Source organism: Leucobacter sp. WKLB1 (genome assembly GCF_059696215.1).
Window position 1 is genome coordinate 3,526,894 of sequence record NZ_AP046115.1, and the last position, 23,443, is coordinate 3,550,336.

Below are 23,443 nucleotides of genomic sequence, written 5' to 3' on the forward strand. Positions count from 1 at the left end.
TCCGGTTCGACCCTTTCGTTACTCTGCGGCCTCGTCGTCGCCGCCCTCGAACTGGGCTGCGACGCTCGATGCGTTGTCTGCGTTGATGACGGTCGGTCCGGTCAGCACGGCCTGGCCGCCACCGAGCACGTAACCGCCCTCCTTGTAGAGGCGCACGGCCTCGACCGAGGAGTAGCCCTGCACAAATGGCTGCTGGTCGATACCGAAGAGGATCGTGCCATCGTTGATGCCCTTGTAGACGTCAGCGTTCAGGTCGGTGGTGGCGAGCGTTGCGCTCGATCCGGCGTCCTTGATCGAATCCAGCGCGGTCATCGCGAAGGGAGCACCGAGGGTGAGCACGGCGTCGATGTCCTTGTTGGTCTGCAGCTTCGACGTGATGGTCGACGCGACGTTCGTCATGTCGGTGCCCTGCACGTACAGCACCTCAGAGGTGCCCTCGAAGGTGTCGGCGAGGCCCTCGCAGCGAGCTTCGAGGCCGACGTGGCCCTGCTCCTGGATGACACAGATGGCCTTCTTCAGACCCGCTTCGTTGAACTGCTCGCCCGCGGCCTGACCGGCGATGAACTCGTTCTGGCCGAAGTGGGCCAGCACGCCCAGATCCTTGTAGTCGTTCTCACCGGCGTTGATGCTGAAGACTGGAATGCCCGCGTCAACGGCCTTCTTGACCTCGCCGGCCATGGCGTCCGCCTTGGCCAGCGTGACGACGATGCCGTCGACCTTCTGGTCGACTGCCTGCTGCACGAGCTGCGCCTGGCGAGCTCCGTCAGGATCCGAGCTGTAGAGCAGCTCGACGTTGTTGCGCTCTGCCGCGTTCTCGGCGCCGGCGCGGATCGTGTCCCAGAAGGTGTCGCCCGGAGCTGCGTGGGTGATGAGGGCGACCTTGATCTCGTCCTCTTCCACACCGCCGCCACCCGCTGCGGCGCCGCCCGCTCCTGCCGGCGATCCGCAGGCTGCGAGCATGAGGGCGCCCGCCGCTGCGATACCGGCAAGTCCGAACTTCGACCAACGCCCGAAACGTGATTTCAACATAGTTTCACTCCATCGTGTTATTGAACTAATGTCGTTACAAAGCTGATGCTTTGCGATTACAGTACCGTAACTTCCGCATTCAAGCATCACTTGCGGTAAAGGTTGGATAACGACCTGCAAGGGTGTCCCCCACAGCCTCCGCCGCCATCCGCACCGTGGCGCGCAGTGCGGCCGCGGAAAATCCAGAGGTGTGCGGACTCAGCAGCACGTCGGTGCGCCCGGCGAGCGGGTGATCCCGCACCGGCTCGTCCGCGAACACATCGAGCCCCACCCCGCCGAGCACACCGGTGTCGAGTGCGTCGACCAGCGTCTCGGTCGACACGAGATCGGCGCGGGCACAGTTGACGAGCACCAGACCCGGCTTCGCGGTGCGCAGGATCGCCGGAGGCAGCAGTTCCCCGCCGCCACCGGGCAGGTGCAGCGTCAAGGCATCCGCCCGGCGCACCGCGTCTTCGAGCGAGACATTCTCGGCGTCCTCAGCCGTCACAAACGGGTCGTGCACCACGATCTCCATGCCGAACGCACGACCGAACCCCGCGATGATGCGGCCGATGCGACCGTAGCCGAGGATCGCGAGCGTGAGCCCGTGCAGATCGCCGGCAGGCGGCACCGGCTCGCGACCCCACTCGTTCGCCGAAACATAGCGATTCGATTCGCCGAGGCCCTTCACGAGCGACGCGATCATCGCGAACGCCCCCTCAGCGACCGCGCGACTGTTGCTGCCCGGGGTGATCGCCACCGGAATGCCGCGCTCGTGCGCTGCGGCGACGTCGACGTGGTCGACCCCGACGCCGGTGCGCGCGATCACCCGCAGCCTCGGCATGCGGTCGAGCGCTGCACGGTCGAGCCGATACGCGGCGCGCACGATTGCTCCCTCGGCGATGGCCAGGTCGCCCGCCGACGGGTCGGGTACGAAGATCGCGTCGTCGGGCAGATACGGCACCACGTGCTCGGGCGCCACCGGGCCCAGCGCGACGACGACGGGTCGATCGGCGTCGGCCCGCGCGGACTCGGCACGAGAGGCCGCGCCGACACTCGCACTCGCACTCACGAGATCGCCTCGCGATCCACTCCGAGCCCGTTCGGGATCGCTCCGCGCACCGTCGCCGCGAGCAGCGTCGCATCCGAACCAATGGCCACGAAGCCGAACCCGCGGGCGAGGTAGGCCTCGGCGCCGGCACGGTCATTGGTCAAGATGCCGGCGACTTTGCCATGCGTGCGGCAGGCGGCGATCACCGCGTCGAGCGCCTCTTGGAACACCGGGGCGTCGTACTGGCGCGGCACGCCGAGCGCGTAGCTCAGATCCTGCGGTCCGATGAAGAGCACGTCGGCGCCGTCGAGCGCGGCGATCGCGTCGAGCTCGCGCATCGCGCCCGCGGTCTCGATCTGCACCACTCCCACCGCGCGGTCGTTCGCCGCGTCGATGGCTCCGAAGTCGCGACCCCAACGAGCAGCGCGGTTGTAGCTCGCCACCCCGCGGTCTCCCTCGGGCGGGTAGAGCCGGTGCCGCAGGGCGTCTGCCGCCTCGGCCGCGCTCGAAATGCGCGGCAGCATGACACCGGCGGCGCCCGCGTCGAGCACGCGCCCGATGCGAATGCGATCCGGCTGCTCGATGCGCACCAGCGTCGCCACCCCGTAGCCGCCCGCTGCCGCCGCGATCGCACCGACCTGATGCTCGTCGCCGCCGCCGTGCTCGAGGTCGACGAGCAGCCAGTCGAGACCGGCCGACGCGCACACCTCGGCCGCAGTCACCGAGCCGAGCCCGATGAACGTGCCGACCGTCGGCTCGCCGGCGAGAAAGCGCTCACGGAGCGCCCAGTCGGGAGTGAGCGGGCTCGATCCTGCCCCGATCTGCTTGCCGCTCTGCTGCGCCCCGCTCACCTGCGCCCCACTCATCCGTGCCACCGCTGTTCGGCCAGGCCCGCACCGTACTCGACGAGCTTCTCAGACGTATCGACGTGTTCCCAGACCTCGGCGGGCGAGACATCCCACCACACCTCCGACGACGGCAGGTCGGCGTGCGGAATCGTGGGCACGACGATCACGACCGGGCCGCGCACTCCGCGCGTCTCATTGAGCGCAGCGCGCACCTCGGCAGGTGTCTCGGCCGCGCGCACCTCGGCGCCGAGGCCCGCGGCGATCTGCGCGAGGTCGATGCGCAGGTAGTCGCCCTCGAGGCGGCCCGCGTCGGCACCGGCGAGCGATCCGCCCGCCTCGCGGTACCGGAACTCGTTGCCGAAGTGCTCGCCCGTGCGCCACATCTGCAGGCGGCGGATCACCTGGTAGCCGTGATTCTCGGAGATGACGACGGTGAAGGGGATGCCCTCTTGCGCGGCCGTGACGATCTCGGTCGGCATCATGACGAACGTGCCGTCACCGATGAACGCGGTCACGCGGTGCTCGGGGTCGGGGTCGGCGAGGCGCACGCCCATCGCGGCGGGCAGTTCGTAGCCCATGCATGAGAACCCGAACTCGAGGTGCGCGTGGCGCCCCTCGGTCGCGTCCCACACCTTCTGCAGGTCGCCGGGAGGGCCGCCGGCCGCCGCGACGATCGTGTCGCCGGGGCGCGCGTGCTGCTGCAGCAAGCCGATGAGCTGCCCCTGCGTGAGCGTCGCGCCGGTGTCGGGCAGCTCGGGGTGCTCCTCGCGCGGAAAGCGGGTGTCGGCGTCGAGCGCCGCATCGCGCACCGGCAGCCAGGCGTCGCGCGCGGCGACCACGTCGGCGCCCCAGGCCTCGGGCACCCGGTACCCGTCGAGCGCTGCGGCGAGCGCCTCGAGCGCGAGCTTCGCGTCGGCGATCACCGCGGTCGCGCCCTGCTTCACGGCGTCGTGCTCGACGACGTTGATCGACGCGAAGCGCACGTCGGGGTTCGCGAAGATCGACTGCGAGGCGGTCGCAAAGTCGGTGAGGCGCGTGCCGATGTGCACGATCAGGTCGGCGCGCTCGGCTAGGCCGTTGGTGGTGGGGGATCCCTCAAGCCCGATGCCGAACACGCTCCAGGGGCCGTCGGCGGTCACCGCCCCCTTGCCCGCGAAGGTCTCGCTGATGGGCAGGTGCGTCTGCGTGCCGAGTTCGGTGAGCACCGCGGTCGCGTCTGAGTAGTGCACGCCGCCGCCCGCGATGATCAACGGGCGATCGGCGCTGCGGATCAGCTCCGCAACCTGTGCGACCTCGGCGACATCGGGGACGCGGCGGCGGATCACCCAGTCGCGCTCCGCGAAGAACTCCACGGGGTAGTCGTACGCGTGCGACTGCACATCTTGCGGCAGCGCGAGCACCACGGCACCCGTCTCCTCGGGATTCGCCAGCACGCGGAACGCCTGCGGCAGCGCGGTGAGCAGCTGCTCGGGTCGGGTGATGCGATCGAAGAAGCGCGAGACGGGGCGGAACGTGTCGTTCGCGGTCACGTCGGGGGTGCCGGGCAGGTCGAGCTGCTGCAGCACGGGGCCCTGTCGACGGGTCGCATACGTGTCGCCCGGCAGCAGGAGCAGCGGAATGCGATTCACCGTCGCGAGCGCCGCGGCGGTGACGAGGTTCGTCGCGCCCGGGCCGACCGACGCGGTGACCGCGAGCGTGCGGCGACGCTTCGACGCCTTCGCGAAACCGGTCGCGAGATGGCCGAGCGCCTGCTCGTTGCGGCCCTGCACGAAGGGCAGGCGATCCGCGTGCTCGGCGAGCGCTTGGCCGAGGCCCGCAACGTTGCCGTGGCCGAAGATGCCGAGCGCGGCGGGCACGAAGCGCTGGCGCACGCCGTCGGCGACCGAGTACTGCGATGCGATGTATCGCACGATCGCCTGCGCGACCGTGAGCCGGACGGTCTGACCGGAGGTTCCCTGGACCATGTGTGCTGCTCCTTTGCGAGCCGGGGTGGGGTGATGCGGTAGGTGAATCTGTGGTGTTCTTGATTGTGCGGGTGCCGGGTTGGTGGGGTGGCGGTTCGGCGGGTTGGGGGATCGGCGGGTACTGGGCCGTCGCGGGTGATGCGGTGCGGCGGCCCCGATCCCGCGCCGCTAGCCGTGGATGATGACGGTCTTCACCTCGGTCATCTCCTCGACGGTCGAGCGCACGCCCTCCTTGCCGTAACCGCTCGCCTTGAGCCCGCCGTAGGGCATCAGGTCGGCGCGCCACAGCGGCGTCCAGCCGAGGTGCACGCTGCCGGCGTCGATCTCGCGCATCGCCCGCACGCCCTCGCTGAGCGTGCCGCCGAAGACGCCCGCCGCGAGCCCGTACGGCGTGCCGTTCGCGGCGTCGATGGCGGCGTCGAAGCTGTCGACCGTGGTCACGGCGACGGCGGGGCCGAAGAGCTCTTCTTGTGCGAACGCCTGGCGGGTGTCGACGCCCGTGACGATCGCGGGCGACACGAAGGCGCCCTCGCGCTCGCCGCCCGTGAGCAGCGTCGCGCCGTCATCGACCGCGCGGGCGATGCTCTGCGCGACGCGCTCGGCTTCGCGCTCGGCGACGAGCGGCCCCAGCGTCGTGCCCTCGGCGAGCGGATCACCCATACGAATCGCCTCGACCTTCGGGCGCAACGCGTCGAGGAAGTCGGCCTCGACATCGCGGTGCACGATCACGCGCTGCACCGAGATGCACACCTGACCGGCGTTCACGTATCCGCCTGCGGCGACGGCTGCCGCCGCTTTCTCAATGTCGGCGCCGGGCAAGATGACGGTCGGCGACGAAGCGCCCAGCTCGAGCGAGAGCTTCTTCACGCCGGCGAGGCTCGCGATGCGCTCCCCCACCCCGGTCGACCCCGTGAACGAGATCTTGCGCACACGCGGATCGCGCACGAGCGCGTCGCCGATCGGGCCGCCCGGGCCGGTCAGCACCGAGATCACGCCCTCGGGCACCCCCGCCTCGACGAAGATGCTCGCGAGCGCGAGCGCCGTGAGCGGGGTGGCGCTCGCCGGCTTGAGAATGACCGCGTTGCCGGCGGCCAGGGCCGGGCCAACCTTGTGCAGCACCAGCAACGCGGGGTAGTTGAACGGGGTGATCGCAACGACGATGCCGACGGGCTGGCGCAGTGTGAAACCGACCTTGTCTTGGCCTGTGCCGGGGTTCGCGTCAAGCGGCAGGCTGTCGCCGTACAGCTGCGTGCCCTCGTGTGCCGCGAGGCGGATCAGCGCGCCCGAACGGCCGGCCTCGCCCTTCGCCTCGGCGAACGGCTTGCCGTTTTCGAGCGAGATGGTCGTCGCGAATTCTTCGGTGCGGGCATCTGCGAGCGCCGCGGCACGGAGCAGGATCGCCGCGCGTTCATGCGCCGGCGTGCGCCGCCACTGGGCTGCGCCTCTTGCTGCAGCTTCGATGGCGTCGTCAGCGTCTTGCGCCGTGGCGAGGGCCACCTCGCCCACGATGCTGCCGTCGAACGGGCTCCGGATCGCCGCGCGCTTGCCGTCGCGCGCTTCGCGCCACTCGCCGCCGAGCAGCAGTCCGTAGCTGCGGGTGGTGTGCGTCTCGTGCGAGGTGCTGGGCTGGTGCGCGGAGCCGGCCGCGAGTGTCGTGCCCGTCTGGGGCGCCGTGCCCGCCGGTGCTGCCTCTGCTCGGACTGCCTGCGCGCTGCCCGCCGGTACTGTCTGATCGCCCATGATCGCCTCTCATCGTGCCGCTTCATCTTTGATTTGGACCGGTCCAAATTGTACGCACAACGTTTCGCGGAGGTCAAGCGCATGTTTCGGGGCGGTGCCGCGCTTGGCGCGGACGACGGCACTCCGCGAGCCACCTCCCACCTCGCGAATCACCGTCGCCATGCGCGACCGCGGCGGTGACTCACGACCCCGGCGGTAATTCGCGACCGCGGCGGTCACTCGCGGGCCACGGAGGTCACTCGCGGCCGGCGCATCATACGCCGAACGCCCCCTTTTTCGCCGAGACCCTCCGATCTGCACGCACACAAAGACAGCCCTCGGCGAGAAAGGGAGCGTTCGGCTGAGGAATGACGGGCCGCAGAGGCTGGAGGGCCGCAAGGGCAGGAGGGCCCCAAGGCAGAAGGGCGGCGGGCAACCACCCGCGCATGGCACCATGGGAGCGTGAGCACCCCTGAGCCGGCCTCCCGCCCCACCATGCGCGATGTCGCCGAGCGCGTCGGCATGTCGCGGCAGCTCGTCTCGATCGTGCTTCGCGGTGCTCCGGGCGCCAGTGAGGCGTCGCGCGAGCGCATCCTGGCTGCCGCCCGCGAGATCGGCTACCACCCCGACGACTCCGCCCGAATGCTGCGCCGTCGCCGCAGCGGGCAACTCGGTGTGCTCTTCACGATGCGCCAGCCGTTCGAGGTCGACCTCGTCGACGCGCTGTACCGCCACGCCGCGCAACACGGTTACACCCTGGCGTTGGGCACCATGGGCGAGCACCGCGACCTCGAGCCCGCACTCGCGGGGCTGATGCGTCAGCGCATCGAAGCGCTCATCGTGCTCGACTCGGGAGCCGGCATCGACAGGAGTGCGAGTTCGCGCACGAACGTGCTCACCGATCTGCCGCCCGGAATCCCCACGCTGCTGCTCGGCGGGCCGACCTCACCCGAACCCCACGACCGTGTCGATGTCGAAAATGAGCGCGGGATCGCACTTGCCATCGACCATCTCATCGCGCAAGGACACACCGCGATTGCGTACGTGGGGTCGGAGACCGGCCCCAACTCTGCGTCGCGGCTGCACGCCTACGAGTCGGTGATGGCGGCGGCGGGTCTGGAGGCGCGCGTGATCGACAGCGACCAGTCAGAACTCGGCGGGCACCGAGCCGCCCAGGCGCTGCTGTCGGTATCGCCGGCTGCCCCACGCCCGACTGCTCTCGTCTGCGTGAATGATCATTGTGCGATCGGGGTCATGCATTCTCTGGTGCGGGCGGGAGTTCGAGTGCCAGACGACGTTTCGATCATCGGATTCGACGACAGTACGGCTGCCGCGCTGCCGCATATAGATCTCACCTCGGTGCGCGCAGACACCGATCGTATGGCGCAGTTGGCCATCGAGACGGTGCATGCCAGGCTCACTGCGCCAGGCGGGGCACCCGCGATCCACCAGGTATCGCCGACGCTGACGGTGCGGGCGAGCACCGCGGCACCGCGCGGGCATTAGCGCGTCGTCGCACTCACGCCGAGGCGCGCACCACGAGCGTCGGCGGAATCAGGATTTCACCCGCGGTCGCCGATGCCTCGCCCGACACCGCAGCCTCCAGCGCATCGAGCAGCGCCTCCGCCGCTTCGCGCCCGATGCGACGGTTGTCAGGGTCGACGCTGGTGAGCGAGATGCGCGGGATCGCCGAGAGTGTCGTGTCGTCGTAGCCGGCGACGCGGCACCCGCTCGGCACCGCAATGCCGGCCGCTTCGAGTGCCGTGATGACGCCGATCGCGGTGAGGTCGTTGACCGCGATGATCGCCTCGGGCAGGTGGTCGGCGGCGAGCAGTCGCTCCACCGCCCGGCGCGCGCCCGCCTCGGTGAAGTCGGCGCGCTCGACCCAGGCGCGCGCACCGAACTCACGGCGCTCGACCGCGGCGCGAAACGCCGCTTCGCGCGAGGCCGACACGGTGCCGCCGTCGCCGCCGATGAACGCGATGCGCGAGACGCCCTGACCGACGAGGTGGTCGACGACGAGGTCGAGCCCCGCCACATCGTCGGTGCGCACGGTCGCGACAACGTCGGCAGTGGCGTCGATCGCGCTGGCCACGACGGTGGGCATCGCGGCGGTGAGCCCGGCCAGTTCGGTGAACTCGGGAATGGTGCCGACGGTGATGAGGCCCGACGGGCGCAGATCGCGGAGCACGTCGAGGTTGTCGCGATCCAGTACCGTGCCACCCGCGCCGTCGTCGACCTGCGCGCTCACGATCATCGTGCGTTTCCCCGCCTCGGCGAGCCGCGCCTTCGCGGCACCCACGATCTCGGCGAAGAGCGGATTGTGCAGGTTCGAGACGAGAATCGCGACGATGTCGCGGCGCCCTGACGAGAGTGACTGGGCAACGAGGTTGGGGCGGTAGCCGAGCTGCGCGGCGGCGTGCAGCACGCGCAGTCGACGCTCCTCGCTGACGTTGTCGCCGCCGGTGAACACGAGCGAGACGAGCGACTTCGAGACGCCCGCGACACGGGCGACGTCGCGAATCGTCGGCGGGCGCGCAGGTGCGGTCGGGCCGCTCTCGGGTGCCCTCGTCTGCTCAGTCATCGACCCTCCTCGCGTCCCGTTCATCTTAGGGGTCGGGTGGCGAGGAGGGTCGTGCTGAAGGTCGCGAGGGTGACCGCGGTGCCGGATCGCCTACGCGGCGCCACCCGCACCGAACGCGGCGGTGAACGCGTCGAGAGCGGCCTCGGGATCGCCGCTCGCCCAGGCCTCCATGCCGATCACCCCGTCGTATCCGAGGTCGCGGAGTGCCCGAGCCACGGCTTCGTAGCGAATCTCGCCCGTGCCCGGCTCGCAGCGCCCCGGTACGTCGGCGACCTGGATCTCGCCGATCCAGGGCTGCGCCTCCCGCACCAGTTCGACGAGGTTCCCCTCACCGATCTGCGCGTGATAGAGGTCGAGGTTCAGGCGCAGGTTGGGGTGGTCGACCGCCCGCACGAGCGCGAGCGTGTCGGCGGCACGGGCGAACGGGGTGCCCGGGTGGTCAACCGCGAGGTTGAGGTTTTCGAGCACGAAGGTGCGCCCGGCCGCCCTGCCGAGTTCGGCGACCTGACGCAGCGTCTCGGCCGCGTGCACCCAGTCGGCGCCGGTCACGTACTCGTGCGGCACGACCGGCAGGCCGCCCTCGCCCAGGCCGGTTCCGTGCAGGTTCAGGCGCGGCGAGTCGATGATCTCTGCGGCCGCGAGCGATTCACGCGCGGTGGCGAGCAATTCGCGACGGCCGTCGGCGGTGGTCAGGTCTCCGCGCAGATACCCCGTCATCGATGAGAACTCGGCTCCGGTGGCGGCGAGCGCCGCGAGGTCTTTCGTGCTCCAGTCCCAGATCTCTACGAGCAGCCCGCGCTCGTGGATGCGCTGCACGCGCTCCACGAACGGAAGGTCGACGAAGAGCATTTCTGCGCACGCGGCGAGGCGATAGGTCATGCGGCGATCCTGCGCTCGAACCGTGGCGTTCAGAGCTCGACCGCGACCGCGACGCCGGTTTCGGCGGATCGCTGCGCGGCATCGGCGAGGATCAGCGCGGCCCGCCCGTCGGCGAAGGTCGGGCTGGTCGACGCTTCTCCGCGCACGAGCCGCACGAACTCTTCGAGCTCGGCGGAGTACGCCTCGGCGTAGCGCTCCAAGAAGAACTCGGGGTACGCGGGCCGAGCCTCGACCGCGTCGGCCGTCGACACCACCACCGTGTTGGTCTGCGGGTTGCCGACCTGCAGCATGCCGCGCGCACCGAACGCCTCGATGCGCTGGTCGTAGCCGACCGCGCTGTGGCGCGAGTTCACGATGGTGATGACGGCGCCGCTCTGCGTGCGCAACGTCGCAACAGCGGTGTCGAAGTCGCCGTGTTCGCGGGCGCCCGGGTCGAAGGTGCGCGTGCCGGTTGCCGTGACCGAGACGATCGCGTCGTCGCCGGCGAAGAAGCGCGCCATGTCGAAGTCGTGAATGGTCATGTCGCGGAAGATGCCGCCCGAGATGCCGACGTAGTCGGCGGGCGGGGCTGCGGGATCGCGGCTGATGATGATCAGCTGCTCCAGATTGCCGATCTCGCCGGCGTACACCCGCGCGCGAGCGGCGCCGTGGTTCGGGTCGAAGCGGCGGTTGAAGCCGAGCGCGACCGGCACGCCGGCTTCGGCAACGAGCGGGCTGAGGGCGTCGACGCGCGCGATGTCGAGGTCGATCGGCTTCTCGCAGAGCACCGGCAGGCCCGCGCGCACCGAGGCCTCGATGAGATCGACGTGCGTGGGGGTCGGAGAGGCGATGAGCACCGCGTCGATCTCACCCGAGGCGATCAGCGCCTCGGCCGACTCGGTGGCAGTGGCGCTGTAGCGTTCGGCGATGCTGCGTGCGCCGTCGACGAACGGGTCGGCGACCCACGCGAGCGTGGCGTTCGGCGACGCTGCGATGCTGGCTGCGTGCACCTGGCCGATGCGGCCGGTGCCGATGAGTCCGAAGCGAACGGGGGTCTGCGTCATTGCGGTGGTCCCTTGCGATGGGGTGCTGGCCCTGCGTCGGCGTCGGGTGTCGGGCGCCAGGTACTAGCACGAGCTAATTTGATGTGACAAAGCGAGTGTAGCGCCTCAACCGCGGCCGCGAAACCGCAGCGTCATGGGCGCGTCACGGTCACGTCATCGGCGAGATCTGCGGTCGCCCGGGCAAGGGGTCGTCGCCGCGAGCCAGGCAACGGCGATGAACCCTGGAAGCACCGCCAGGTCGATGTCCGCGAGCTTGTTGACCACACCATCGAAAGCCCCCACATGACCGGAGCGGCAGCGGAATCTCACCCTACTCGCGGGCGACTGCGGCGGTCGAGGCCCGAATCACGAGCTGGGGGGCGAAGATGCGCGATCCGGCACCCGATGCCGCAGAGCCGCCCCGACCCGTTCTGCCCACCCCGAGTTCTGCAAGCAGCACCTCGCCAGCGGCTTCACCGAGCTCGCGCGGATCGCCGCTCATCGTCGACAGAGCCACGATGCCGTATGCCGCGAGCGGCGAGTCGTCGTATCCGATCACCGAGAGGTCTTCCGGCACCACAAGCCCGGCATCGTAGGCGGCTCCCATCACACCGACCGCCATCGGATCGTTGACCGCGAAGACGGCGGTGGGGGCATCAGCGCCGGTCGCGCCATCACGCCGCCGGGCAGTGAACAGTTCGACGGCTGCATCACGGGCCTCGCGCTCCGAGGTCTCAGTCGCCGTGACCACGTGCACCGCGTGGCCGCCCTGCGCCATCGCCTCCCGGTACCCCCGCTCTCGCGCGGCGGCGCTGGCACCCGGGCCACTGACGCAGGCGATGCGCCGATGTCCGAGCTCGAGCAGATGCAGGGTCGCCAGTCGCCCCCCTTCGACCTCGTCACTCGCAATGACGGGCAGTTCGGGCGCCTCGAGCGCACGAGTGCCGAGGATCACCGCGGGCACGCCGGCCCGCGCAACCGCCGCGGCACTGGCCTCACCGGCGAGCACGATGCCGTCGACGCGGAGCGCGCGGAAGGCATCGATCGGGTCGACGCCGAGGTGAGCGTTGAGCCGCGCATCGGCCACACTGAGCGCGTACCCGCCAGGCTCAAGCGCTGCTCGCAGCCCGGCCAGCGCCTCGACGAACCACAGGTTGGCGAAGTCGTCGATGACGACGCCGATACTGCGGGTCCGCGTGCCGGCCAGGCCCGCTGCCAGGCGACTCGGCGTGTAGTCGAGCTCGGCCACCGCTGCGAGCACGGCCGACCGCTTCTCGTCGCTCACCTTCGGGGAATCGCGCAGCACCAGCGAGACGAGCGACTTCGATACCCCGGCGCGCTCGGCGACGTCGTAGATCGTCGGACGTCGCATGCGAGCGCCTTTCAGTCGGGGTGCAGTCGTTTGGAGCGCGCCGCGGGCGGGCCAGGAGCCCCCGAGAGGCGGTGCCCTGCATACGTGCGCTGCCCCAGACTACGGCAGCCTCGAGCCCCCCGCGCGCCGTATTGACAGGACATGAAACCAGGGTTACCGTAATTCCGATTGGAGCGCTCCAACACTAACAGCGCTCACGTTCTCGCAGCAATGAAGCCCCTCGAAAGGAACCTCGTGAACGCATCCATCGGCGTCGCCGTCATCGGAGCCGGCATGGCCGGCAAAGCCCACGCCGCCGCGTACCGTGCAGCCTCCACCCTCTACTCCCCCGTGCTGCCCGAGATCCGCCTCGTCGCCATCGGCGACGTCTTTGCGCCGCTCGGTGAAGAGACCGCGAAGCGATTCGGATTCGAGCGGCACGTCGCCGACTGGCGCGACATCGCCGCGGCCGACGACATCGACGTGGTGAGCGTTGTCGTCGCCAACTCCCTGCACCGCGAGATTGTCGAGGGCTTGCTCGCCGCCGGCAAGCATGTGCTCTGCGAGAAGCCGCTCAGCGACACGATCGAAGACGCGCGCGCCATGGCCGACGTCGCACGCGCCGCCGACGCGACGGGCACGATCGCGCGCATCGGCTTCAGCTACCTCCGCGCCCCGGGCATCGCCTTCCTGCGCAAACTCATCGACGACGGGCGTCTTGGCGACGTACAGCACTTCTCGGGCCGCTACTGGACCGACTACGGCTGCCGCCCCGATGCGCCCATCAGCTGGCGCTACCAGGGTCCGGCCGGCTCCGGCGCGCTCGGCGACGTGGGCAGCCACCTGAGCTACGTGGCCGAGTACCTCTGCGGCCCCGTACGCGAGGTCTCGGGGGGCCGCTTCCACACCGCGATCACCGAGCGCCCGAAGCCGCTCGGCCAGGTCGTCGGCCACAGCCGCGGCAACGTCAGCGACGAGACCGCTCCCGTCACCAACGACGACTACGCCACATTCAACGCCGAGTTCGCGCACTGCGTCGGCACGATCGAGGTGTCACGAGTCGCCGCCGGGCACCCGAACGACATCTACCTCGAGGTCTTCGGCTCGCGCGGCGCGGCTCGCTGGTCGCAGACCAACCCCGCACAGGTCGAGGTCATGCTGCACGACGAGCAAGCCGATGTCGCCGGCTACCGCACCATTCCGCTCGGCCCGGCGCACCCGCACTACGCGGGCGGCTGGGCGATGGACGCCCCCGGCGTCGGCATCGGCCAGAACGACCTGTTCGTGCACCAGGCGCGCGCGTTCCTCGAAGAGGTCGCCGGCATCCCCGCCGCCGAATCGCTGCCGCGCTGCAAGAGCTTCGACGACGGCGTGCACAACATGGAGTTTCTCGCGGCCGTCGCAGAGTCGGCAGCCCACGGCGGCGCAGCGGTCGCGGTCCGCTGATCCCGCACACCCCGAACTTGACAACCCCAGAAACGAGCGCTCCCATGAAACTCGGCGTCTACAACGCAATTCTCCACGACCGCACGCTGCCCGAGGCCATCGAGGTCGTCCGCGACCTCGGCCTCACCGGCATCGAGCTCAACTCGGGCGGATTCCTGCCGTCCCTGCACATCCCCACCTTCGACCAGATCCTCGAATCCGACGCTGCACGCGACGACTTCCTCGGCCTCTTTGACGGCACCGGGGTCTCCATCGCCGGCCTCAACTGCAACGGCAATCCGTTGCACCCGAAGGCCGCCATCGGCGATGCGCACGCAGGTGACGTGCGGCGGTCGATCCAGCTCGCCGAGCGGTTGGGGCAGGATCGCGTGGTCACCATGTCGGGACTGCCCGGGGGCGAGCCCGGCGCCACCGTGGTCAACTGGGTGGTCAACGCCTGGAACTCGGCAGCACTCGACGTGCTCGACTACCAGTGGGAGGTCGCCGCGAAGTTCTGGCGCGAGACCGACCGCTTCGCCGCCGAGCACGGCGTCAAAGTCGCCCTTGAGCTGCACCCGCAGAACCTCGTCTTCAACTCCGCCGACGTGCACAAGCTCATTGAGCTGACCGGCGCGACGCACGTCGGTGTCGAACTCGATGCCTCGCACCTGTTCTGGCAGCAGATGGACCCGGTCGCCGTCGTGCGCCACCTCGGTGAGCTCGTGTTCCACGCCGCGGCGAAAGACGTACGCGTGAACCCCGAGTGGGCCGCGCTCAACGGCGTGCTCGACAACTCCTTCCGCCGCCTCGGCGCCGACGAACCACGCACCAACCTGGGCGGCGACGAGTGGGCCAACGAGTGGCCGAAGCAGTCGGCGTGGGATTTCGTGGCGCTCGGCAAGGGGCACGACACCGCGTTCTGGACCGAGTTCCTGCGCGCGATCCACGAGGTCGACCCCCAGATGTGGGTCAACATCGAGCACGAAGACCTGTCGCTCGGCCGCATCGAAGGGCTTGAGGTCGCGGCGAAGGTGCTGCGCGACGCCGACGCGGCGCTGCAGGCCTCGCTGTAGCGGGGCTCTGAGCCGCCTCGTGCGGCTCCGCCCCATCTCTCTGGCAGCGGGGTCACTTTCGGAGGGTGCGGCATGGCCGACACCCTCCGAAAGTGACCCCGCTCGCAGATCGCGGGCGAGGCGGGGCGGAGCCACGGGCAACATAGTCGCGGACGGGGTGGCGATGCGGCCGCTTGCGACCTACAGCAACCCCTCCGACAGCGCATTCGGCGTGCCGAAGCGATGCGCGGTGATCGACACGGCCTGCTCGTGCAGATGCGGCAGCATCTCGACGCGGCCGGCCGACACTACGGGCCCGCCGTAGACCGCGATGTCGGGCACACCTCCGGTCGCGGCGATGACGGCGGCCACCTCCGCCGTGCGGGAGTCGCCCGCGACGATGCGCACGCGCGCTCCGGCGGTCGGCCCTTGCTGCGCGGCGAGCCGGCGCAGGCGCGCAGCCCAGGCCTCGGCATCTTCGTACGCGACCTGCACCCCTGCTGCTGCGAGCGCTTCGGCGATCGGCGCGGGCAGCGCGACCGGCGTGCTGAGCTGCGGCGTGGCCCCTGCGGCGAGCGCGGCGGCGATGACGCGCACCGCGTGATGCGGCGCCGCGTCCGCGGCCCAGCGCACGATGGTCGATACGGGAAGGTAGCGCAGCGCGTTGACCTCGATGCCGAGCTGCGAGGCGTCTCTGGCGATACCGAACTCGTCATCCCATGCCTGCGCGTCTGAGCCGAGCGCCGCGCGCAACCACGCGAGTTCGGCGCCCGCGACGCCCGCGCGCTCGGCCGCGGTGAGCAGTCGTGCGGCCCGTGGGCGCGGGGCGCGCAGCGGAGCGTTGACGGGTGCGTCGATCCAGTCGCCGAGCCCGTGCAGGTAGTTGGGGCCGCCCGCCTTGGTGCCGGCGCCGATGGCCGACTTCTTCCAGCCGCCGAAGCTCTGCCGACGCACAATCGCGCCGGTGATGCCGCGGTTCACGTAGAGGTTGCCGGCCTGCACGCGGCGCAGCCACAGGTCGAGGTCGTCGCGGTCGAGCGAGTGCAGCCCCGAAGTGAGTCCGTAGTCGATGTCGTTGACCAGGTCGATGGCTTCGTCGAGCGTCTCGGCGGTCATGATGCCGAGAATCGGCCCGAAGTACTCGGTGAGGTGGTACTCCGAACCCCGTCGCACCCCCTCGCGCACGCCGGGCGTCCACAGTTTCGTCGCACCGTGACGGTCTTGCGCGAGCGGATGGTCGCTTTCGATGGGAGCCGGTTCGATGAGCCATCGCTCCCCCGGTCCGAGCGTGGTCAACCCCCGCAGCAGTTTGCCCTCGGGCGCCGTGATGATGGGGCCCATTTGAGTGTCGAGGTCGTCGGGGGTGCCGACGGTGAGCGATCGCACCGCGTCGAGCAGCTGCCCACGGAAGCGCTTCGACGTCGCCACCGAGCCGACGAGAATCACGAGTGACGCCGCCGAGCACTTCTGCCCCGCATGGCCGAAGGCCGAGAGGGCGACGTCTCTCGCCGCAAGGTCGAGGTCGGCGTTCGGGGTGACGATGATCGCGTTCTTGCCGCTGGTCTCGGCGAGGATCGGCAGATCGGGGCGCAGGTCGCGGAAGCGAGCCGCGGTCTCGTATGCGCCGGTCAGGATCAGCCGATCGACTCGCGGGTCGGCGACCAGGGCTGAGCCGAGCACGCGGTCGGGAAACTGCACGAGCTGCAGCACGTCGCGCGGCACACCGGCCTCCCAGAGCGCCTCGATCATGATGGCGCCCGAGCGCGCGGCATTCGACGCGGGCTTGATGATCACGGACGCCCCTGAGGCGAGGCCCGAGAGCACGCCGCCCGCCGGAATCGCGACCGGAAAGTTCCACGGCGGAATCACCGCGATGAGGCGCTGCGGCTGGTACACGGCCCCGTCGACCTGCGGCAGCATCTGCCCGAGCATCGCGTAGTAGTTCGCGAAGTCGATGGCTTCGCTCACCTCCGGGTCGCCCTGATCGAGCGTCTTGCCGCACTCCGCCCCCATGACCTGGAGCAGCTCGGCGCGCTTCGCCTCGAGACGCTCGCCGGCGCGGGTCAAGATGCGGGCGCGCTCATCGGCACCGAGCGCCTGCCATCCCTCGGCGGCCTGCACTCCGCGCGCAATGATCGCATCGAGCGCGTCTCGGTCGGCGACCTCCGCTGCAGCGACGAGATCGATGCCGAGACGCGATTCGACCATGCGTTCGGCGATCGCGCGACCCCAGACACGGTTGCCCGGCAGATCTGGGTCGGTATCGGGCGCGTTGTCAAAGGCACCCGAGCGGCCTGCGGCGACTCGGGCGTCGACCCGCCCCTCGACGCCGTCAGAGTCGAAGGTGCGGCGATCCTGCTGCCGGTTCGCGGCGGGCACCGCGAAGTGCTCGGGCGCACCATCGGCCGTGATCGCTTCGAGGTCGGCGAGCGAAGCGAGGAAGCGCTGTTGTTCGCGCGCGAACAGCTCCGGTGCATCGTTCAGCTCGAACACCGCCGACATGAAGTTCTCGGAGCTCGCGCCCTCCTCGAGGCGGCGGATGAGATAGGCGATCGCGACGTCGAACTCTTGCGGGTGCACGACGGGCGTGTAGAGCAGCAGCGATCCGACCTCGCGCTTCACCGCTTCGGCCTGACCGGTCGCCATACCGAGCAGCATCTCGAACTCGACCCCCGAGGTCGCGCCGCGCGCCTGCGCCAGCAGCCACGCAAGCGCAATGTCGAAGAGGTTGTGCCCGGCGACCCCGATGCGCACGTTGCGCACGCGCTCGGCGGTGAGTGCGTAGTCGATGACCGCCTTGTAGTTCGTGTCGCTCTGCTGCTTCGAGCTCCACGTCGCGACCGGCCAGCCGTGCATCGCGGCGTCGACCTGCTCCATCGGCAGGTTCGCCCCCTTCACGATGCGCACTTTGATCGGAGCTCCCCCGGCGTCCACGCGGGTCGCGGCCCACTGCTGCAACCGCATCATCGCCCCGAGCGCATCGGGCAGGTAGGCCTGCAGCACGATGCCGGCCTCGAGATCGCGGAACTCGGGGCGATTCAGCATCCGCATGAACACAGCGAGGGTCAGGTCGAGATCTTTGTACTCCTCCATGTCGAGGTTGATGAACTTCTGCGGGCTCGCCGTGTTCGCGCGCTCGAAGAGCGGCAGCAGCTGGTGCTCGATGTGCTGCACGGCTTCGTCGAAGGCCCAATGATTGTGCGGGGCGACGGTCGCCGACACCTTGATGGAGACGTAGTCGACATCATCGCGGGCCAGCAGCCGGTGGGTGCCGGCGAGACGCCGCTCGGCTTCATGCTCGCCCAGGATCGCCTCACCCAGCAGATTGAGATTCAAGCGCACGTCGTCGCGCTTGATCTTCGCGATCGCCGGCCCCAGCTTGCTGTCGGTCGCATCGATGATGAGGTGGCTGACCATCTCGCGCAGCACGCGACGGGCGATCGGCACGACGGCACCCTTGAACGGGGCGGCGAGCGCACCGCCGAGGCCGATCGCGCCCCGCATGGGCGCGGGGAGAAACGACGGGGTGAGCGGCACGAGCTCGCGCAGTCGCTTCGCCGCTGCCCCCAGATCTTCGGGCCGCACGACGCCGTCGACGAATCCGACGGTGAAGGCGAGACCGTTCGGGTCTTTGAGCACCCCGGCGAGGCGCTCCGCTGAGGCGTCCGCCGGAATTTCGGCGGCCTCGCGCAGCCACCGCTGCACCAGGGCGATCGCGGCATCCGCGAGCTCCTGCGGACGGGTCTGGCCAGTCGCCTCGGAAGGTGACGGGTGGGCAACACTGCCGGCTGCGGTGGGGGTCACGAGCGGCCTTTCCGAATCAGCGCGCACGCGTGCGGGCTCGAGTAGTGACTGCTGCCATCGTCTCGCGCCCCGCGATTCAAGAAAAGCGAGGAATTCGGTGCATTACCGTTCAGATTTGCTTCATTGCGAGACGGAGACGCGCTCCCCCGTCACCGCACTCTCACGGGCCGCGTCGAGCACCAATACGGTGTGCAGCGCTTCGTCAAGGGTGACCGAGGGCGCGGTGCCCGAGGCGATTGCGCGATGCAGGTCGCGGTAGAAATCGCTGTAGTCGCCGCGCAGCGAGGGGACGCGGATCGGCTCCGCGCCGACCGTCAGCACGCCCCAGCGCTCCTCGGCTTCGACGCCCCAGACGTCGGCGTCGGTTGCCGGTCGCAGCCCGGCGAGCAACTGCTCGAACTGCACGTCGCTCATGTGCGACTCGTAGTTGCCCTCGAGTCCGGTCACGATCATGCGGCGATCCTGACGGCGCGCGCCCTTGGTCGACGACACCGAACTGAAGACCCCCGAGGCGTGGTGCAGACCGAGAAAGAACCCGACATCGACCCGCTCGTCGCCCGCACCGACCCAGTCGAGGTGCGCGTCGACGCGCGCGACCGGGCCGAAGAGCTGCGTGAGCTGGTCGACGACGTGCGCACCGAGGTCGCGCAGCAGGCCCTCGTCGGGGCCCTGATCGAGCACGGTGCGGTCGTCTTGCTCAAGCGCGAAGTCCGCCCGCCACACCGGCCCCAGCACACCCGAGTCGAGCACGGAGCGCAACGTCACGAGGTCGGTGTCCCAGCGCCGGTTGTGGAAGACCGTGAGCACACGCCCGGCGGCATCGGCCGCAGCAATGAGCTCGCGGGCCGTCTCGGCGTCGGGCGCGAACGGCTTGTCGGCGACCACGTGCACGCCGCGCTCGAGCGCACGGAGCACGAGCTCGCGGCGGGTCGCCGGAGGCGTCGTGATGACAACGGCGTCAACGCCCGCGTCGATGAGTTCATCGAGCGAAGCGAACGCCTCGACCCCGGGGGCCGCCTCTGCAAGCGACGCACGCGTCGCCTCCGCGCGAGCGACCACACCCACGAGCTCCCATTCGCTCGCAGCCTGAATATAGGGCAGGTGAAACAGTCGTCCGCCGACCCCGAATCCGACGAGTCCGATGCGCATGGGTGATCCTTTCGATCGCACGCGGGTGTGCACCCGCACCGATAACAACGGCGGGTGGCGCTGATGCGCCACCCGCCGTGATCCTTACTTCTTTCGTGGCACGTAGATCATGCCCGTGGTCACTTCTTCCTCGAGCGCTTCGAGTGTGCGCCCGCGGGTCTCGGGCACCCACTTCCACACGAAGAAGAGGGCGAGGGCTCCCACGACGGCGAAGACGAAGAAGGTGCTCGAGATGCCGACGCCGTCGACGAGCGGCAGGAAGAAGAGCGCGACGATGCCGTTCATGATCCACAGCGCGAAGACCGAGATGCCCATACCGATGCCGCGCATATGCAGCGGGAAGATCTCCGAGAGGTACACCCACAGTGCGACGTTCAAGAAGGTCTGCATGGAGCCCACGAAGATGACTACGAGGGCCAGGATGATCCAGGGGCGCACCGCGCTGCCTTCGGGAAGCGTGAGCGAAGCAATGCCGATCAGCAAGTGGCTGATGGTGGTGAGCGTGAACCCGATGATGAAGGTTTTGCGGCGATCGATGCGGTCCATCATCTGCAGGGCGATGATCGCGCCGATCACGGCGATGACCCCGGGCGCGACGTTGGCAATGAGGGCGGCGTTCTGCGAGAAGCCCGACTGCTCGAGCACCTGGCTGCCGAAGTACATGATCGAGTTGATACCGGTCAGCTGCTGCGCGATGCCCAGGCCGATGCCGATGAAGACGATCTTGAGCAGGTTGCGGTTCGAGAGGATCGCGCGCCAGCCGAGGTGCTCCTCACCGCGCTCCTCCTCGACGAGTGCTCGCAGGTCGGCGGTCTCTGCAGCGGCTCGCTCGGGGGTGCGCACGGTCGCGAGTACGCGCTCGGCACCATCGAAGTCGCCGCGGTTGACGAGCCAGCGGGGCGATTCGGGCATGCGCAGCATGCCGAAGAATAGCGCGATCGCGGGGAGCGCGCAGACGGCGAACATGACGCGCCAGATGTTGTCGATGTGGCCCCACACGTTGCCGATGATGGCGTTCACGACGAACGCGGCCAGCTGGCCGACGACGATCATGAGTTCGTTTCGACCCGCGATCGAACCGCGGATCTCGTAGGGGGCGAGTTCGGCGAGGAACACGGGTACGACGGTCGAGGCGCCGCCGACCGCGAGGCCGAGCAGCACGCGACCGACGATGAGCGTCGAGAAGCCGAAGGTGGTGTGGGTGCCGAGCGTCTCGCCGCCGGGCGCGAAGACGACGAACGCGGTGCCCACGAAGAAGAGCACGGCGAGCAGAATGATCGTCTTGCGTCGACCCCATCCGTCAGAGAGGCGGCCGCAGACCATGGCGCCGATCGCTGCGGCGAAGACGAGCGAGCTGGTGAACCAGCCCTCGAGGAACGGAGTGAGGCCGAGTTCCTGCGACATCGGGCTGAGCGCGCCGTTGACGACGCCCGTGTCATAACCGAACAGCAGTCCGCCGAAGGTCGCGACCAGTGCGACGAGGCCGAGACGGCTTCGGTGCGCTCCGGTGCCCAACGGCGGCAACGATGTTCGACTCGTGCCTGGGGTTCCGACTGACATTCTGTGACTCCTTCGTCCTGCGTGCGGCGCGCCGGGTAACGGGCCGCACATGTGAGCTTAACAATGTCGTTACATTTGGACAAACTCTCCCTGGGAGTACAGTGGGAACGTGACGTCACTGCTGCCCGAAATCGCTCCGTGGGCTTGGGCAATCCTCGGCGTCGCCGCCGTCATCGTCGGTTTCTCGAAGACCGCGCTGCCCGGCATCAACACCATTTCGATCGCGATCTTCGCGGCACTGCTGCCGGCCAAGCACTCGACGGGGGCGCTGCTCGTGCTATTGATCGTCGGCGACATCTTTGCCGTCTGGTCGTATCGCAAGCACGCGAACTGGTCGACGATTCTGCGGCTCGCCCCCGCAGTCGTGGCAGGGCTCGCGCTCGGCGCTGTATTTCTCGCGGTCGCCGATGACGGGTGGGTGCGTCGCGTCATCGGCGCGATCCTCATCATCGTCGTCGCATTCACCCTGTGGCGCCGCTGGGTGTCACAGCGCCCAGGTGCGGTGGCGGCGGCCGGCAACCCGCTCGCCGCGAGTATCGGCTACGGCTCGCTCGCGGGCTTCACCACGATGGTCGCGAACGCCGGCGGCCCGGTGATGTCGATGTACTTCCTTGCCGCCCGCTTCCCGGTGCAGGCGTTCCTCGGCACGGCGGCCTGGTTCTTCGCGATCATCAACCTCACCAAGCTGCCCTTCTCGATCGGGCTCGGGCTCATCGACGGCAGCAGCCTGCTGCTCGACCTCTGCCTGGTGCCGGGAGTCGTCATCGGCGCATTCTTCGGGCGCTGGATCGCCGTGCGCGTCAAGCAGCAGGTGTTCGAGGGCGCCGTGCTCGTCGTGACCGTGCTCGGCGCCCTCTACCTCCTGCTCTTCTGAGACGGCGGGGTGGCAGCCACTGACCACTGCCCCACCGCTCTGCCCTGGCCTGCCTTGCTCTGCCCTGCTGCGCCCCAAACCTGCGATCGGGGTAACTTCGGGTGGGTGCGGCGACGAAAATCGCCGCAGGCACCCACCCGAAGTTGCCCCGATCCGGGCGCAGCCGGCGAAACACTGCGAGCGGGGTCACTTTGGGACGGTGCGCGGTGCGCAACACGCTCCCAAAGTGACCCCGCTCGCAGGGGTGGTGCGACCTAGCCGCCTACGCCAGGCCGACCAGCTCGCGGATCTTGGCGAGCTGGAACTTCGAAATCTCGTCGGCACGCTCGTCTTCGGCGAAGACGTTCGAGACGATGAGGGCGTCGTCGCGGTCGAGATAGCCCGACTGCTTGAGGGCGCCGAAGAGCTCGGTCCAGTCGACGTCGCCGTCACCGATCGCGAGGTGCTGGTGCACGCGCACGGCGTTGCCCGGCGGGTTCGTGATGTAGCGGAGCCCGTTCGAGCGATTGTGATCGAAGGTATCGGCCGCGTAGACGGCGCCCAGGCGCTCGCCGAGCTGCGGGATCAGGCTGGTCGCGCGATCCCCGTAGTGGAACGTGTGCGAGGCGACGTAGACGAACCCCACACGGTCGGTGTTCAGCCCGCGGATGATGCGCCACGCCTCGAGCCCGTCCTCGACGAAGTCGTCGGGGTGCGGGTCGAAGTTCAGCGTCACGCCCTCGCGCTCGAGCACGGGGATCAACCGCTCCATCGACCGGTAGAACGCGTACTCCGATTCCTCTTCGCGCTCGGGGCGGCCAGAGAATTCGGTGTTCACGATCGGCGCCTCGAGCTCGGCAGCGATCTCGATGTAGCGCGTCGTGTTGAAGACGGCAGCATCGACCTGGTGCGGCTCGGGGCCGCCGAAGCGCTGCACGGGCAGCACCGAGGTGATCGTGACGCCGGCATCCTTCGCACGCTTCTTCAGCTGCGCGATCAGGTCGCTGTCGACCTTCGGGTAGTGGAAGTGGCGCCCGAAGTCGGGGCTCGGCGTGAGCTGCAGGTACTCGTACCCGAGGCGTGCCACGAGATCGGGGAAGTCGAGCAGATGCACCGAATCGTTGTACGGGGTCGGGTCGAGGGCAATGCGAACCATGGTGCTCCTATGCGGTGT

17 protein-coding genes are annotated in these 23,443 nt (G+C 69.2%); 4 read left to right on the forward strand and 13 right to left on the reverse strand.

Going from position 1 to position 23,443, the window contains the following annotated elements:
- Positions 1-18: 18 nt before the first annotated feature.
- The 5 genes from ACZF5Y_RS16260 to ACZF5Y_RS16280 form a co-directional block, all read right to left on the reverse strand.
- The gene (locus tag ACZF5Y_RS16260; RefSeq protein WP_497533713.1) at positions 19-1,029 is read right to left on the reverse strand and encodes a sugar ABC transporter substrate-binding protein; all 1,011 of its coding nucleotides are present in this window, start codon (positions 1,027-1,029) and stop codon (positions 19-21) included.
- Between the two features lie 79 nt (positions 1,030-1,108).
- Positions 1,109-2,080, reverse strand: coding sequence for a 2-hydroxyacid dehydrogenase (locus ACZF5Y_RS16265; protein ID WP_497533714.1), 972 nt, complete (start codon positions 2,078-2,080; stop codon positions 1,109-1,111).
- Complete coding sequence (locus ACZF5Y_RS16270; protein WP_497533715.1) at positions 2,077-2,925, reverse strand: HpcH/HpaI aldolase family protein; 849 nt, start codon at positions 2,923-2,925, stop codon at positions 2,077-2,079. The genes ACZF5Y_RS16265 and ACZF5Y_RS16270 overlap by 4 nt, the downstream gene beginning before the upstream one ends.
- Positions 2,922-4,871: a 3D-(3,5/4)-trihydroxycyclohexane-1,2-dione acylhydrolase (decyclizing) gene (gene iolD / locus ACZF5Y_RS16275; protein ID WP_497533716.1), complete on the reverse strand. Its 1,950-nt coding sequence runs from the start codon at positions 4,869-4,871 to the stop codon at positions 2,922-2,924. The genes ACZF5Y_RS16270 and iolD overlap by 4 nt, the downstream gene beginning before the upstream one ends.
- A 168-nt stretch (positions 4,872-5,039) precedes the next feature.
- A complete protein-coding gene (locus ACZF5Y_RS16280; protein WP_497533717.1) occupies positions 5,040-6,611 on the reverse strand; it encodes an aldehyde dehydrogenase family protein in 1,572 nt (523 codons plus the stop codon).
- A gap of 441 nt (positions 6,612-7,052) precedes the next feature.
- Here ACZF5Y_RS16280 and ACZF5Y_RS16285 point away from each other — a divergent pair, with 441 nt between their 5' ends.
- Positions 7,053-8,096, forward strand: coding sequence for a LacI family DNA-binding transcriptional regulator (locus tag ACZF5Y_RS16285; protein WP_497533718.1), 1,044 nt, complete (start codon positions 7,053-7,055; stop codon positions 8,094-8,096).
- Between the two features lie 13 nt (positions 8,097-8,109).
- Here the strand turns inward: ACZF5Y_RS16285 and ACZF5Y_RS16290 are convergent, their stop codons facing one another.
- The 4 genes from ACZF5Y_RS16290 to ACZF5Y_RS16305 form a co-directional block, all read right to left on the reverse strand.
- Positions 8,110-9,174, reverse strand: a complete 1,065-nt coding sequence (locus tag ACZF5Y_RS16290) for a LacI family DNA-binding transcriptional regulator (RefSeq protein ID WP_497533719.1) — start codon at positions 9,172-9,174, stop codon at positions 8,110-8,112.
- Between the two features lie 90 nt (positions 9,175-9,264).
- Entirely contained in the window at positions 9,265-10,053 is a 789-nt protein-coding gene (locus ACZF5Y_RS16295) for a TIM barrel protein (protein ID WP_497533720.1), read from the reverse strand.
- A gap of 29 nt (positions 10,054-10,082) precedes the next feature.
- The gene (gene iolG / locus ACZF5Y_RS16300) at positions 10,083-11,096 is read right to left on the reverse strand and encodes an inositol 2-dehydrogenase (RefSeq protein ID WP_497533721.1); all 1,014 of its coding nucleotides are present in this window, start codon (positions 11,094-11,096) and stop codon (positions 10,083-10,085) included.
- A 310-nt stretch (positions 11,097-11,406) separates the two neighbouring features.
- Positions 11,407-12,447: a LacI family DNA-binding transcriptional regulator gene (locus ACZF5Y_RS16305; protein WP_497533722.1), complete on the reverse strand. Its 1,041-nt coding sequence runs from the start codon at positions 12,445-12,447 to the stop codon at positions 11,407-11,409.
- Positions 12,448-12,681: 234 nt separating this feature from the next.
- Here ACZF5Y_RS16305 and ACZF5Y_RS16310 point away from each other — a divergent pair, with 234 nt between their 5' ends.
- Both ACZF5Y_RS16310 and ACZF5Y_RS16315 read left to right on the forward strand, forming a co-directional pair.
- The gene (locus ACZF5Y_RS16310) at positions 12,682-13,872 is read left to right on the forward strand and encodes a Gfo/Idh/MocA family protein (protein WP_497533723.1); all 1,191 of its coding nucleotides are present in this window, start codon (positions 12,682-12,684) and stop codon (positions 13,870-13,872) included.
- Positions 13,873-13,916: 44 nt separating this feature from the next.
- The gene (locus ACZF5Y_RS16315) at positions 13,917-14,924 is read left to right on the forward strand and encodes a sugar phosphate isomerase/epimerase family protein (protein ID WP_497533731.1); all 1,008 of its coding nucleotides are present in this window, start codon (positions 13,917-13,919) and stop codon (positions 14,922-14,924) included.
- 180 nt (positions 14,925-15,104) lie between these two features.
- On the opposite strand, the gene ACZF5Y_RS16320 is transcribed toward ACZF5Y_RS16315, so the two are convergent.
- The 3 genes from ACZF5Y_RS16320 to ACZF5Y_RS16330 all read right to left on the reverse strand — a co-directional run bounded on the left by ACZF5Y_RS16320 (position 15,105) and on the right by ACZF5Y_RS16330 (position 21,416).
- Positions 15,105-18,707, reverse strand: a complete 3,603-nt coding sequence (locus ACZF5Y_RS16320) for a bifunctional proline dehydrogenase/L-glutamate gamma-semialdehyde dehydrogenase (protein ID WP_497533732.1) — start codon at positions 18,705-18,707, stop codon at positions 15,105-15,107.
- Between the two features lie 120 nt (positions 18,708-18,827).
- Positions 18,828-19,856: a Gfo/Idh/MocA family protein gene (locus ACZF5Y_RS16325; RefSeq protein ID WP_497533733.1), complete on the reverse strand. Its 1,029-nt coding sequence runs from the start codon at positions 19,854-19,856 to the stop codon at positions 18,828-18,830.
- Positions 19,857-19,940: 84 nt separating this feature from the next.
- Positions 19,941-21,416, reverse strand: coding sequence for a sugar porter family MFS transporter (locus ACZF5Y_RS16330; RefSeq protein ID WP_497533734.1), 1,476 nt, complete (start codon positions 21,414-21,416; stop codon positions 19,941-19,943).
- 109 nt (positions 21,417-21,525) lie between these two features.
- Here ACZF5Y_RS16330 and ACZF5Y_RS16335 point away from each other — a divergent pair, with 109 nt between their 5' ends.
- Positions 21,526-22,290: a sulfite exporter TauE/SafE family protein gene (locus ACZF5Y_RS16335; RefSeq protein ID WP_497533735.1), complete on the forward strand. Its 765-nt coding sequence runs from the start codon at positions 21,526-21,528 to the stop codon at positions 22,288-22,290.
- Positions 22,291-22,552: 262 nt separating this feature from the next.
- Here ACZF5Y_RS16335 and ACZF5Y_RS16340 read toward each other — a convergent pair whose 3' ends face one another.
- Positions 22,553-23,425 (reverse strand): sugar phosphate isomerase/epimerase family protein, encoded by an 873-nt coding sequence (locus tag ACZF5Y_RS16340; RefSeq protein ID WP_497533736.1) that lies wholly within the window; start codon positions 23,423-23,425, stop codon positions 22,553-22,555.
- Positions 23,426-23,443 lie beyond the last annotated feature (18 nt).